Source organism: Pseudomonas sp. S2_A05 (assembly GCF_054668485.1).
On sequence record NZ_CP162775.1, the window covers coordinates 3875424 to 3887992 of the forward strand.

12 protein-coding genes are annotated in these 12569 nt (G+C 62.2%); 4 read left to right on the forward strand and 8 right to left on the reverse strand.

Features of this window, described 5'->3' with window-relative positions; all coding sequences use genetic code 11:
• Positions 1–150: 150 nt before the first annotated feature.
• The gene (locus AB4O12_RS17670) at positions 151–1395 is read left to right on the forward strand and encodes a TIGR03862 family flavoprotein (protein ID WP_460059269.1); all 1245 of its coding nucleotides are present in this window, start codon (positions 151–153) and stop codon (positions 1393–1395) included.
• Between the two features lie 156 nt (positions 1396–1551).
• Here the strand turns inward: AB4O12_RS17670 and AB4O12_RS17675 are convergent, their stop codons facing one another.
• The 5 genes from AB4O12_RS17675 to AB4O12_RS17695 form a co-directional block, all read right to left on the reverse strand.
• Positions 1552–2892, reverse strand: a complete 1341-nt coding sequence (locus AB4O12_RS17675) for a DEAD/DEAH box helicase (protein ID WP_125918182.1) — start codon at positions 2890–2892, stop codon at positions 1552–1554.
• Positions 2893–2944: 52 nt separating this feature from the next.
• On the reverse strand, positions 2945–3880 hold the full coding sequence (yedA, locus tag AB4O12_RS17680) for a drug/metabolite exporter YedA (RefSeq protein WP_110602775.1): 936 nt from the start codon (positions 3878–3880) through the stop codon (positions 2945–2947).
• Between the two features lie 324 nt (positions 3881–4204).
• Positions 4205–4810 carry a 3'-5' exonuclease gene (locus AB4O12_RS17685; protein ID WP_460059271.1) on the reverse strand — a complete coding sequence of 202 codons (606 nt, stop codon included), beginning with the start codon at positions 4808–4810 and terminating at the stop codon, positions 4205–4207.
• A gap of 35 nt (positions 4811–4845) precedes the next feature.
• Positions 4846–5325 carry a LabA-like NYN domain-containing protein gene (locus AB4O12_RS17690; RefSeq protein ID WP_460059273.1) on the reverse strand — a complete coding sequence of 160 codons (480 nt, stop codon included), beginning with the start codon at positions 5323–5325 and terminating at the stop codon, positions 4846–4848.
• 272 nt (positions 5326–5597) lie between these two features.
• On the reverse strand, positions 5598–6359 hold the full coding sequence (locus tag AB4O12_RS17695) for a DUF2076 domain-containing protein (protein ID WP_460059275.1): 762 nt from the start codon (positions 6357–6359) through the stop codon (positions 5598–5600).
• Positions 6360–6536: 177 nt separating this feature from the next.
• On the opposite strand from AB4O12_RS17695, the gene AB4O12_RS17700 reads away from it, so the two are divergent.
• On the forward strand, positions 6537–7211 hold the full coding sequence (locus tag AB4O12_RS17700; RefSeq protein ID WP_016773061.1) for a YciC family protein: 675 nt from the start codon (positions 6537–6539) through the stop codon (positions 7209–7211).
• Positions 7212–7286: 75 nt separating this feature from the next.
• A complete protein-coding gene (locus AB4O12_RS17705; protein ID WP_457265194.1) occupies positions 7287–8366 on the forward strand; it encodes an endonuclease/exonuclease/phosphatase family protein in 1080 nt (359 codons plus the stop codon).
• A gap of 11 nt (positions 8367–8377) precedes the next feature.
• Here AB4O12_RS17705 and AB4O12_RS17710 read toward each other — a convergent pair whose 3' ends face one another.
• The 3 genes from AB4O12_RS17710 to hrpB form a co-directional block, all read right to left on the reverse strand.
• Positions 8378–8803 carry a hypothetical protein gene (locus AB4O12_RS17710; protein ID WP_052392144.1) on the reverse strand — a complete coding sequence of 142 codons (426 nt, stop codon included), beginning with the start codon at positions 8801–8803 and terminating at the stop codon, positions 8378–8380.
• Between the two features lie 13 nt (positions 8804–8816).
• Positions 8817–9389 (reverse strand): hypothetical protein, encoded by a 573-nt coding sequence (locus AB4O12_RS17715; protein ID WP_252876949.1) that lies wholly within the window; start codon positions 9387–9389, stop codon positions 8817–8819.
• A gap of 130 nt (positions 9390–9519) precedes the next feature.
• The gene (hrpB, locus tag AB4O12_RS17720) at positions 9520–12039 is read right to left on the reverse strand and encodes an ATP-dependent helicase HrpB (protein ID WP_460059279.1); all 2520 of its coding nucleotides are present in this window, start codon (positions 12037–12039) and stop codon (positions 9520–9522) included.
• A gap of 110 nt (positions 12040–12149) precedes the next feature.
• Between hrpB and AB4O12_RS17725 the strand changes: the two genes are divergently transcribed.
• Positions 12150–12569 (forward strand): hypothetical protein, encoded by a 420-nt coding sequence (locus AB4O12_RS17725; RefSeq protein ID WP_042610556.1) that lies wholly within the window; start codon positions 12150–12152, stop codon positions 12567–12569.

Below are 12569 nucleotides of genomic sequence, written 5' to 3' on the forward strand. Positions count from 1 at the left end.
GCCCCGGTGGGAGCGAGCCTGCTCGCGAAAGCTTTAGCACCTACAACATCTAATTGACTGACAGACCGCGTTCGCGAGCAGGCTCACTCCTACAGGGGTTCAGCGCTGTTAGAATGCGCGCCTTGTCCCGCCATACCGCAGCACACGCCCATGACCCAGAACTCCGCCCCCGCCAACACCCACGTCGCTATCATCGGCGGTGGCCCCGCCGGCCTGATGGCCGCCGAAGTGCTGAGCCAGGCCGGAATCCGCGTCGACGTGTACGACGGCATGCCCTCGGTCGGGCGCAAGTTCCTGCTGGCTGGGGTCGGCGGCATGAACATCACCCACTCCGAAGCGTACCCGGCGTTCCTCTCCCGCTACGCTGAACGCGCACCGCAGATCGCCCCGCTGCTGCGCGCATTCGATGCCGATGCCTTGTGCCAGTGGATTCACGATCTGGGCATCGAAACCTTCATCGGCAGCTCCGGCCGCGTGTTCCCCACCGACATGAAAGCCGCGCCACTGTTGCGCGCCTGGCTCAAACGCCTGCGCGACAGTGGCGTGGTTATCCACACACGCCATCGCTGGCTCGGTTGGAACGCAAGCGGCACATTGCGCATCGCCAGTCCGCAAGGCGAAATCAGCGTAAACCCCGACGCCACCCTGCTCGCCCTCGGCGGCGGCAGTTGGTCGCGCCTGGGCTCGGATGGCGCGTGGATGTTGCCGCTGGAGCAGCGCGGCGTGGATCTGGCACCGTTGCAGCCAAGCAATTGCGGCTTCGAGGTGCAGGCCTGGAGCGAGCTGATGGTGAGCAAATTCGCCGGCGCGCCGCTGAAAAACATTGCCATCGGTTTGAACGACGACATCCCGCGCTTGGGCGAATGCGTGATCACCGCGACCGGCATTGAAGGCAGCCTGATCTATGCGCTGTCGGCGCCGATTCGTGAGGAAATCAATCGCTATGGCGCAGCGGTTATCCACATCGACCTGCTGCCCGGCCGGCCTGTGGATAAATTGCAGGCAGCCCTGAGCAAACCACGCGGCTCGCGCTCAATGGCCAAGCATCTGCACAGTCAGGTGGGGATTGATGGGGTTAAAGCAGCGTTGTTGCGCGAGCTGACCGATGCCGAAACCTTCGCCAATCCGGCGCTGTTGGCCCGAGCGATCAAAGCGTTGCCGCTGACTCTGGTGAAAACCCGTCCGCTGGACGAAGCGATCAGCAGTGCCGGTGGAGTGCGGTTTGAAGCGATGGATGAGCGCTTGATGCTCAAGGCGTTGCCGGGGGTGTTTTGTGCGGGCGAGATGCTCGACTGGGAAGCGCCAACCGGAGGGTATTTGCTGACCGGGTGTTTTGCCAGCGGGCGCGCGGCTGGGCTGGGAATCGTGCAATGGCTTAAGCACAACCCCCTGTAGGAGCTGACGAGTGAAACGAGGCTGCGATCTTTTGATCTTCAAAAATCAACATCAACATCAAAAGATCGCAGCGTTCCGCAGCTCCTACAGGGAAACGCATCCCCAATGTGGGAGCGAGCCTGCTCGCGAAGGCGTTATCGCAGACGCCGCATCAAATCAAGGCTTGCGCTTACGCGGTCCGGTATTGAACACCGGCACTTTGCGCACCGGCTTGATCGATGGCTCCGGTGCCGAGGTCTCGCCGCTGTCGACCCACTTGCCCAGATTGCGTTTTCCACCGCCACCGCCCGATGCTTTCGGCTTCTTCGGTTTTTTCGGTTTCTTGATCACCTGACCGCTGGCATCGGTGTCCGGCACGCGGTGCTCGGGTTCGAAATCCGGCTCGTTCTGGCGCTTCAGGTTCTGCCGCGTCAGCATTTCGATGGCCGAGAGCATGTTCACTTCATCGGCACACACCAGCGAGATCGCCTCACCGGTGGCACCTGCGCGGCCAGTGCGGCCGATGCGGTGAATGTAATCCTCGGCGACGATCGGCAGATCGAAGTTGACCACCAGCGGCAGATCTTCGATGTCCAGACCACGGGCGGCGACGTCGGTCGCCACCAGAATCTGCACTTCGCTGAGCTTGAACCGGTCCAGCGCGCGCTGGCGCGTAGCCTGGGGTTTGTCGCCATGGATGCCGTCAGCATTCACACCGAGGCCCTGAAGTTTTTCCACCAGCGCATCGACGCCGTTGCGGGTCTTGGCGAACACCAGCACCTGCTTCCACTTGTTCTTGCGCATCAGGTGCACGAACAGTTCGGCCTTGCGCTTCTTGTCTACGGTGACGATCCACTGCTTGACCGTGTTGGCAGCGACGTTGCGCGGGCTGACTTCGACGCTCAAAGGATCATTGAGCATCTGCCCGGCAAGCAGGCGGATATCATCGGAGAAGGTCGCGGAGAACAGCAGGGTCTGGCGCTTTTTCGGCAGCATGCGGTAAATGTTCGCCAGTTCTTCGGAGAAGCCCAGGTCGAGCATACGATCGGCTTCATCCAGCACCAGCGTTTGCAGTTGATCGAGTTTCAGCGCGTTCTGGCGGAACAGGTCGATCAAACGGCCGGGTGTGGCGACCAGCACATCGACGCCGCCGCGCAGCTTCATCATCTGCGGGTTGATGCTGACACCGCCGTACACCGCATATGTGCGCAGCGGCAGGTTCTCGGCGTATTGGCGCACGGCTTCATGGACCTGCTCCGCCAGCTCGCGGGTCGGCACCAAAATCAGCGCACGCGCCGAGTTGGCGGTGACTTTCGGCCCTTCCATGGCCAGCAACTGCAACAGCGGCAAGGCGAAACCGGCAGTTTTACCGGTGCCGGTCTGGGCCGCTGCCATCAGGTCGCGACCGGCCAGCACCGCCGGAATGGCTTGCGCCTGCACCGGCGTCGGGGTCTGGTAGCCGAGCGTCTCGAGGGAGCGCAGCAAGGGTTCGATCAGGCCAAGGGAGGCGAAAGTCATGGGAGTACCGTAGGAAAAAATGACGCGGGGATGCAATGCCGCGCAGTTTACCCTAATTCGTACGCGCTTCCGTCGGAACGGCTTTCGCCTCTTCCACGGGTGGCTGCGCAGGTCGACGCCACTGCGGCAGGCTGATCAGCAGCACGGCGCTGATGATCACCAGCATCGCCAGCGCTTCTTCGATGCCGATGGTCTCGCCGACAAACACTACACCGAGCAACACCGCCACCGCCGGGTTGACGTAGGCGTAACTGGTCGCTGCCGCCGGGCGCACGTGTTTGAGTAGATACATGTAGGAATTGAAGGCGATGATTGAGCCAAAGAAGATCAGATAGGCCAGCGCCAGCCAACCCTCGAGCGGCGGCATGGCTTGCAGGTGCTCGCCACTCAGCGCACTGCCGATCAGCAAGACCACGCCGCCGACGAGCATTTCCACCGCGCTGGCCATCGCCCCCGCCGGCAATGGCAGGTATTTGCTCCACACCGAACCGAACGCCCAGCTCGCCGCCGCGAAGATCAGCAACATCGCACCGAGCGGGCTCGATTGCAGGTTGGAACCCATGTTGAGCATGGCGATGCCAATAATCCCCAACGCCACACCGGCCCACTCCAGCCGCGTATTGCGCGCGCCCCAGAAGTAGCCGAATAACAAGGTGAACAGTGGCACCGTCGCCACCGCCAGCGCGGCAACACCTGAAGCCACCCCGGTGTGCTCGGCCACGCTGACCGCGCCATTACCAAAACTGAGCAGCAGAATGCCGACCAGCCCCGCCGCTTTCCACTGCGCCCAGGTCGGCGCAGGAGCACCGCGCCAGCGCAGCCAGGCGTACATCAAGCTGCCGGCAATGACGAAGCGCACCCCGGCCAGCAACAGCGGCGGCCAGTATTCGACGCCAATGCGAATCACCAGATAGGTCGATCCCCAAATCACGTACAACGCAAAAAACGCAGCGATCAACGGCAGGGAAAAACGGCGCAAGGCAGGCATGGGCAGCTCGACAGTCAGATTCGGTGAACGGTTTATTCTAGAAAGGCCGCCGCGCAAAAATAAGTTACAAAACCTGTTTTTCGCGCCGGTACACTTTTGCATGAAAGCAACTGAGACCGCTAAGGTCCTTGTGGGAGCGAGCCTGCTCGCGAAAGCGGTGTATCAGTCACAGTTGCGTTGAATGACACACCGCATGGATCGTCCCCACGCTCCGCGTGGGAATGCCTCAACGGACGCTCTGCGTTCGGCTTTGAAAGGGACGCGGAGCGTCCCGGGCTTCATTCCCACGCTGGGCGTGGGAACGATCAGTCGGAGTACCCGGGATCAGCGATAACGCTGCAGATGCTCGCCGACTTTCGCCGCAGGGACTTTCTGCAATTTGCACAGCAGGTCGTGATTCAACTCGCGCACCCCGTGCTTGCCCCGCAACTCTTCCGCCAAATGCGCCATCAGATTGGCGGCCATCTCGGCGTCGGCCATGGCCCGGTGAGCCTGGCCGGTGTGCGGCAACTGCGCGAACGTGGTGAGCGTACCGAGCTTGTGATTCTGCGCCGCCGGCATCAGGCGCCGCGCCAGCAGCAGTGAACAGGCGAAATTCTGCAGGCGTGTGCGTTTGATCCGCCCCAGTTCGAAATCCCAGAACTTCTGGTCGAACGAGGCGTTGTGCGCCAGCAACGGCGTGCAGCCGACGAATTCGTTGACCTCTTCCATCACCCGCTCGGCCGGCGGCGCGGTGCGCAGCATGGCGTTGCTGATGCCGGTCAGTTGCTCGATGAACGCGGGGACGCGCACGCCGGCGTTCATCAGGCTCTGGTAACGCTCGACGATGCGGCCGTTTTCCAGCATGACCACGGCGATTTCCGTGGCGCGGCAGCTGCTGTTCGGCGACAGGCCGGTGGTTTCAAAGTCGATGACTGCGATGCGTTCCAAACCGGGGTGTACTCCGTTCAAATCTATTGTTCAGCTCAGCTCTTGAGCAACAGTGCGCCTTCGATCGGCACGTAGCGGCTGGCGGCGCGGATCAGCGAGTTGGCGGTCAGGCCGGGGACGCCGTAGGCCACCGCTTGCACACCGTGCTTGTTGATGATGCGCTCGAGCAGCATGTCGAAATCGCCGTCACCGGAGGCCAGCACCACTTCGTCGACATGGTCGGCGGCGTCCATGATGTCCGGGGTAATGCCCACGTCCCAGTCACCCTTGGCCGAGCCGTCGCTGCGCTGGATGTAGGGCTTGAGCTTCACGATGAAGCCGAGGTTGCGCAGGATCTGCTGAAACTGCTGCTGCTTGCTGTCGCCACGGTCGATCGCGTAGGCGTAGGCCTCGACGATCTGCCCGTTCTTGCTGATGTCCGCCCACAATGCGGCGTAGTTGAAGTGGCAACCATAGGCCTGACGCACGGTGTAGTAGAGGTTCTGCACATCGGCGAACACTGCGATTTTTTTCACCGGAGTTCCTGTGGGCGCACAAGCGCACGAAGCGGGGTCAGGCGATCAGGCCCGAAAAAGGCGCTCAGTATGCCAGCCAGGAGAAAGATTCAGCGAATAATCACCGGCTGGCGCCGAGGTGTCCCTGACAAACGGTGTTGTGGCGAGGGGAGTTATCCCCGCTGGGCCGCGCAGCAGTCCTCGCTCCAATTAGGAAAAGCGGGGCTGCTACGCAGCCCAACGGGGATAAATCCCCTCGCCACAGGGGTCGATGTCAGCCTTGAAAGGCTATGTCAGACGAAAGAGTCGTCGTCATCGAAGAACGACGAATTGTCGCTGCTGTAATCGGCGTCGCTGAAACCGCCCTGGTCATTGCCCGAGAAGCCGTTGTCCGCCACGCGCTGATCATCGCCCCAGCCGTTGTTGCTCTGGTCGGCGACTTGCGCCGGTTCTTCCTTGATGACCTCGACGATTTCTTCCGGTTGCTGATTGTGGTGGAACAGGCTGCTGATGCCCTGCGCCAGCATCACACCGCCGGCCACGCCAGCGGCGGTTTTCAGCGCGCCGCCGAGGAAGCTGTTGCCCGCCGCCGGGGCTGCCTGCTGCGCATAGTTGGGCGGCGCGGCGCCGAAGCTCTGTTGTGGCGCCGGTGCCTGGTAGCTCTGCTGCGGTGCCGGTTCACGCCAGCCGCCGGAGGACGACGGCGCTGCGCTCTGGCTCGGCGCCGGACGTGAATTGCCGCCACCAAAAATGCTCGACAGGAAGCCACCGCTACCGCTCGCTGCCGGTGCGCCACTCTGGGCCTTGGCCGATTGCAGCTCGGCCTGCAGGCGCTGGACTTGCTGGGTCAGTTGCTTGTTCTGCTCGTCGAGGCTTTTCAGCGCGGCCTCTTGCACCAGAATCGCCTGGGTCATGAAATAACCTGCCGCCGGTTGGCGCGTCAGGTGTTCCTTGATCCGCGTCTCGGCCTGGGCGTCGCGCGGGGCTGCCTCCGTTTCGGCCTGTTGCAGCCGGGAAAACAGTCCATCGATCAGGGTTTGCTCTTCGCTGTTCATGGCGACCTCGTAGATTGCCCGTAATAACATGCCCGCACCCACTCTGGGCGCGGTGTTCTCCTGTAATGGAGACAGTGACAAAACGTTTCAATGACCTTTACCGAATGTTTACGTTTGTGTCGCCCCGCGTTGCATCGGTTAAAGTGAGCCACTGTTTTCGACCTGCGATACCGACTGATGAATGCCCTCGAAGTACTGCGCGACTCTTTGTATTTTTTCAAACGCCATCTGGGCAGCATCGTGCAGTTGTGCCTGCCGCTGGTGATTGTCGAAGCTTTCTTGCAGCAGGCGGTCGATCACGCCACCGGGCCGGACACCTTCGCCGGAGTCAGCATCATCGTCGGCCTGCTGGTGTATCCGCTGTACACCGCCGCGCTGATTCTGTTTCTCGATGCGCGCAGCCGTGGCGAGTCGCCGCGCAACCGCGACCTGCTGGCGATGGCCGCAACCCTGTGGCCCCGCTTCGCGGTGCTGACCGCGCTCAATACCTTGCTGATTCTGCTGGGCCTGTCGCTGTACTTCCTCCCGGGCCTGATGCTGATGGTCATGCTCGCCTTCGCTGAATACCTGTTGGTGCTGCGCGGCCTCGGGCCGTTGCAGGCGATGAAGGAAAGCCTGCGCCTGACGCGCGGGCACTTCTGGCGCATCCTGCTGTGCATTCTCTGCGTGATGACGCCGTTGTGGTTGCTCAAGGGCGCGACGCTGGCGGTGTACCCCGAACCGCAGAATCCGCTGATTGCCGGGCTGATCGACAGCGCTCACAGCTTTCTGCAACTGTTCACCAGTGTGGTGCTGTTCCGCCTGTTCATGCTGATCAGCGAATTGCCTGACAAACGTAACGGAGCGGTCTGACCGCGCCGTGCTTGGGCTTCGCGGCTGCCGTCAGGTATGCTCGGGGCCACTTCCTGTAACGCTATAAGCCGAGCCATGACCCGTCTGCTGCGCTACACCCTGCTTCTCGTCATCCTTGCCGTCGTCCTGTTCGGCGTACTGCTGTTCAGCCTGACCTGGCGCCCCGATGCCCGCGAAACCCTGCCGGTCAGTTGCAACGCCACGGCGCCGACGCTGGTGCCCGGGCAAGCACTGAAAGTCATGACCTGGAACGTGCAGTTCCTCGCCGGCAAGCGCTACGTATTCTGGAATGACCTGGCTCAGGGCGACGACGAAGCGCCGACCGCCGAAGACATGGCCTTCAGCCTCGACGAAGTGGCGCGGGTGATCCGCGACGAACAACCCGATGTGGTGCTGTTGCAGGAGCTCGACGACGGCGCCAAGGCCAGCGACTACCAGAATCAGCTAAAGCTGTTGCAGGAACGTGTCGCCGATCTGTACCCGTGCAGCACCAGCGCCTTCGACTGGAAGGCGGATTTTGTTCCCGAGCCACATATCTACGGCAGCGTCGGCCGCCAGTTGGCGACGTTGAGTCGCTATCGCATCGAACACGCCGAACGCCTGCAACTGCCCGTGGCCCCGAGCAACTTCATCAGCCGCCAGTTCCAGCCCAAAGACGCTTTGCTGGCAGTCAAACTGCCGCTCAGCGATGGCGGACAACTGACCGTGTTCAACACCCACTTGCAGCGCGCCAGCCAGGCGGACGGCCACTTGCAGGCGCAAGTCGCCGCCGTGGCCAAGGTGCTAGACAAATATGAAAGCCAAGGCCTGCCCTGGCTGATCGGTGGCGATTTCAATCTGTTGCCGCTGGGCCAGTACCGACGCCTGCCCGTCGAGCGGCGCGCGCCCTACTCTGCCGACAGCGAACTGCATCTGCTGTGGGACAAGTACCCGATGATCCCGACCAACAACGAGGCTGGCGGCATCGACCGGGCCAAATGGCTGACCCATTACCCCAACGACCCCGGCCTCAACGGCCCGGATCGCACGGTGGATTATCTGTTCTACAGCCCGAAGCTCAAACGAGTGCAAGCGCAGGTGCGGCAGGACGATACCTTGCGCATCTCCGACCACATGCCGGTGATTGCGCGGTTCCTCCTGCCTGCTGCGCCCTGAGCGCTCTGCCCTTAGAAGCCGGGCGGAATGTAACCGGGGACAAACCGGACGCCCAGGCACTTGCCATGCAGGATTCGCCCGTCCTCGATCAGGAACTGTGCAATCTTCTTCTGTTGATCGATCTTCGCCTGCAATTTGCAATCGGAACTGTGCCCAACTTGCTGATAATGCTCGGTGTACACCATGCCGTTGCCGGTATGGGTCATCGAAGTGCCAGCCGCTTCGGTGGTGGTCCAGCTCGCGGACTTGTACCAGGTCAGCACGGCCAAGGGTTCGCCATTTGGGCCAATTTCTTTTTTCATCGAATCAGGCGTGCCGAACAGGTCCAGTGCTTCCTGGAGATCGCGGCCTTCCCAGCGGCTCTGCGCGATAGTGCCACAACCGCTCAAGAGCAATCCTGCCACCAGGGTTGCCAGCCACAAACGTGTGTAAGTCATTGGATGCCCCGGCTTATTTCTTCAGTTCGAGCAGGCTGTCGATGTTGTCCATCATCTGGCTCTTTTGCTGAATCGGCGCGAGCTTGAAGAACATCTGCTGCAGCATCTCGATCATCTGCAGGTATTCCATCTTGCCCACGGCGGCCATGTCGTTTTTGGCGCGACTGCCAGAGGCGCAGGCAAACTTCAGCGCTTGCTGGACCCAGAACTCTTTGGGGGTCTGCCATTGATTGGCAACTTTCAGATGACGCATGGTGTAGGCAAGACGCTCGATGGACTGGCCATTGATAAAACGCACCTTGCCCGTAGAGCATTGGGCTTCGAGGTTGTAGACGTCGATCATCGGTTTGCCCGGCTCTTCATACACCAGGGTCACTGCGACCATGGTTGCGCCTTTGGTTTTCTGCGAAGGCACGACCGAGGTGGCATCGGCGACGTACATGATGTTTTTCTGGGGCACGCCGTTGCCGTAGATAATCCACCAGTCGCCAATCGGGTTGGACTCTTCGGCCATTGCCGGATCAGAGGCGGCCAGCAGCGCAGCCGACAAGAAGATCAACTTCTTGAACTTGAAGAAAGAGCTCATGGGCAGTTCCGTTCCTTGGGCGCAAGTTGTCAGGCAACAAGGCTTGATATTGTTCAGGCGGCGATTTTGCGAGCCTGAACAACCAAGGGCAATTAGCACGGATGGGCTAATGGCACGCAGCCATTGCGGGTCAGGTGCCCCGTGGTTTCGCCCGCGCCGTGGCTTCGGCGACCAAGGGATCGTCCGGCCAATAATGCTTCGGATAACGCCCCTTCAGATCCTTCTTCACCTCGGCATAGGTGCTGCGCCAGAAGTTGGCCAGGTCCTGCGTGACCTGCACCGGTCGCCGCGCTGGCGACAGCAGATGCAGCTTGACCACTTGCCGGCCGCCGGCAATCCGTGGCGTATCGGCCAGACCAAACAACTCCTGCAAGCGCACCGCGAGAATCGGTGGATGGTCGCTGTAATCCAGGCGAATCGATGAACCCGACGGCACGCTCAAATGATGCGGCGCCAGTTCGTCGAGCTTCTGCGGCAGCGGCCACGGCAGCAGATTGCGCACGATGCTCGACAGGTCGAGGTTGGCGAAATGGCTCAGCCGCGAGACCTTGCCCAGATAGGGCAGCAACCAGTCTTCCAGGGTATTGAGCAGCGCTGTATCGCTGACATCCGGCCATTGGCTGTCGTCCTGAGTGCGCAGATCGAGCTGGCGCAACAGCGCCACCCGCGCTTGCCACTGGCGCAGTTCCGGCGTCCATGGCAGCAGCTCCAGACCCTTGCGTCGCACCAGATTGACCAGTGCCTGACTGCGCGCGCTTTCATCGAGACCGGTCAACGGTTCGCGGCTGAGAATCAGCTCGCCGACCTTGCGCTGGCGCTCGGCACGCAGCACGCCTTCGCGTTCATCCCAATCGAGTTGGTCAACGCTGCGCACTTGCTCGGCGAGCACCGAATCGAACAGCGCCGGATCGAAATCCGCCGCCAGATAGATGCGTTCTTCGCGCTGGCCCTGACGGCTGCCGAGGTCGGCGATGACAATCCACTCATGCTTCATCAAGCTGTCGGCCTCAGCGAACAGCGCGGCGCGACCGTTGGCCAAGCGGTATTCGGCCCCCCCGGCACGCCGTTGCTGGGCGACGCGATCCGGGTAGGCCAGCGCCAATAGCGCGCCGAGCCAGCGTGGATGCTCGGGATCGTTTACCGGTTCGCTCGGCTTGCCGCGCAGATAGCCGCGATATTGCCGAGCCAATTGCCGGGCACGTTGCACCCCGCCCTGCGCCCCACGACCGGCACGTTCTTCGCCGGAAAGCAGAACAAATCGGCTGTGCAGATCCGCGCCAGCACCGCGCAGGATATCGCGCTCGCCGAGCAGCGCCGCCACATCGCAGGCCATCGCCGCCAGCCCCAGCGCCTGACCGCGCAACAGCAAATGCGCAATGCGCGGATGCGCCGGCAGTTCAGCCATGGCCTGGCCGTGGGCCGTCAGCGTGTCACCGTGCAAGGCGCCCAGCCGTTGCAGCAGATCCTGCGCTTGCGCATACGCGGCCGCCGGCGGCACATCCAGCCAGACCAGTTCGCCCGGGGTCACGCCCCAGCGCCCCAGCTGCAAAGCGAGGCTGGCCAGATCCGCCGAGAGAATTTCCGCGCTGCCATAGGCCGCCAGTTGTTCGTGCTGATCCTGTGACCACAAGCGATAACACACGCCCGGCTCCAATCGCCCGGCGCGGCCGGCACGCTGGGTGGCGCTGGCCTTGGAGATGCGTTGAGTGTCGAGGCGGGTCATGCCGCTGCCCGGGTCGAAACGCGGCACCCGCGCCAGCCCGGCATCGATGACCACGCGCACGCCGTTGATGGTCAGGCTGGTCTCGGCGATGTTGGTTCCCAGCACCACTTTGCGCTGACCGGGCGGCGCCGGATCGATCGCCGCGCGTTGCGCATTGAGGTCGAGTTCGCCGTGCAACGGGCACAGCAAGATGTCTTTGCGCTCGCCAATTGCGTCGACCAGTTGCTGATGTACGCGACGGATCTCCGCTTGCCCGGGCAGGAACACCAACAGGCTGCCGGTCTCGTCGTGCAGCGCTTCGAGCACGGTTTGGGTAACGCGTTGATCGATGTATTCCCCTGGTTGGAACGGCCGGCCCCAGCGCATCGTCACCGGGTACATGCGGCCTTCGCTGCGCAGGATCGGCGCGTCATCGAGCAACCCCGCCAGGCGCTCGCCTTCGAGGGTCGCCGACATCAGCAGAATCTTCAGCGGCTGTTCAGCGCGAAACAGCTCGCGACCGTTCAGACTGAGGGCCAGCGCCAGATCGGCGTCGAGACTGCGTTCATGAAATTCGTCGAAGATCAGCAGGCCCACACCCTCCAGCGCCGGGTCGTCCTGCAAGCGCCGGGTGAGAATGCCTTCGGTGACCACTTCGATACGCGTCTTCGGGCCGACTTTGCTGTCGAGGCGGATGCGATAGCCGACGGTTTCACCGACCTGCTCGCCGAGCTCGCTGGCCAAACGTTCCGCCGCTGCGCGCGCGGCCAGACGCCGTGGTTCGAGCATGACGATGGTCTGCCCGGCCAGCCAGGCTTCGTTGAGCAAGGCCAAGGGCACGCGGGTGGTCTTACCGGCGCCGGGCGGTGCTTCGAGCACGGCTTCGTGGCGTGACGCGAGGGCTTCACGCAGGGCGGGTAAAACATCGTCGATCGGCAAAGAAATCATGCTGGCTCCCAAACAGAGCGGCGAGTATAACGACGAACTGTCTGACGTTCGTCAGGGTCTTAACTTCACAAGACGAAGCTTCGTTATTTGATGACTCAGGAGACATTTCCATGCGCTTACCCTCTCGCCTGATTGGCGGTGTTCTGGTTGCCACTCTGCTCACGCAACTGTCGGCGTGCGGTTCGATTTTCTACCCGGACCGCCGTGGCCAGATCGACGGCAAGATCGACCCGGCGATTGCCGTGCTCGATGCCGTCGGCCTGCTGTTCTACATCATTCCCGGGCTGATCGCGTTTGCCGTCGACTTCGCCACCGGGGCGATCTATTTCGAACCGGGCCACACCGCGCAGATCGATCCGGCCAAGCTCAAGCAAGCCATCGGCCCTGACGGGCAGGTCGACAATCACAAGTTGCAGGCGATTCTCGAGAGCGAACTGGGTAAAGACTTTCCTCTCGACGACCCGCGCCTGATCCAGCACAAGGGCAGCACTCAGCAACTGGCGATGTTCGGCCTGCAACCCGCCGCTTGA

Excerpts from the sequence above, each read along its gene's own strand:
- hrpB (WP_460059279.1), bottom strand. The coding sequence starts at position 12,039 with ATGATTTCTTTGCCGATCGACGATGTTTTACCCGCCCTGCGTGAAGCC.
- AB4O12_RS17700 (WP_016773061.1), top strand. The coding sequence starts at position 6,537 with ATGAATGCCCTCGAAGTACTGCGCGACTCTTTGTATTTTTTCAAACGC.
- AB4O12_RS17715 (WP_252876949.1), bottom strand. The coding sequence starts at position 9,389 with ATGAGCTCTTTCTTCAAGTTCAAGAAGTTGATCTTCTTGTCGGCTGCG.
- AB4O12_RS17675 (WP_125918182.1), bottom strand. The coding sequence starts at position 2,892 with ATGACTTTCGCCTCCCTTGGCCTGATCGAACCCTTGCTGCGCTCCCTC.
- yedA (WP_110602775.1), bottom strand. The coding sequence starts at position 3,880 with ATGCCTGCCTTGCGCCGTTTTTCCCTGCCGTTGATCGCTGCGTTTTTT.
- AB4O12_RS17705 (WP_457265194.1), top strand. The coding sequence starts at position 7,287 with ATGACCCGTCTGCTGCGCTACACCCTGCTTCTCGTCATCCTTGCCGTC.
- AB4O12_RS17695 (WP_460059275.1), bottom strand. The coding sequence starts at position 6,359 with ATGAACAGCGAAGAGCAAACCCTGATCGATGGACTGTTTTCCCGGCTG.
- AB4O12_RS17725 (WP_042610556.1), top strand. The coding sequence starts at position 12,150 with ATGCGCTTACCCTCTCGCCTGATTGGCGGTGTTCTGGTTGCCACTCTG.
- AB4O12_RS17670 (WP_460059269.1), top strand. The coding sequence starts at position 151 with ATGACCCAGAACTCCGCCCCCGCCAACACCCACGTCGCTATCATCGGC.
- AB4O12_RS17710 (WP_052392144.1), bottom strand. The coding sequence starts at position 8,803 with ATGACTTACACACGTTTGTGGCTGGCAACCCTGGTGGCAGGATTGCTC.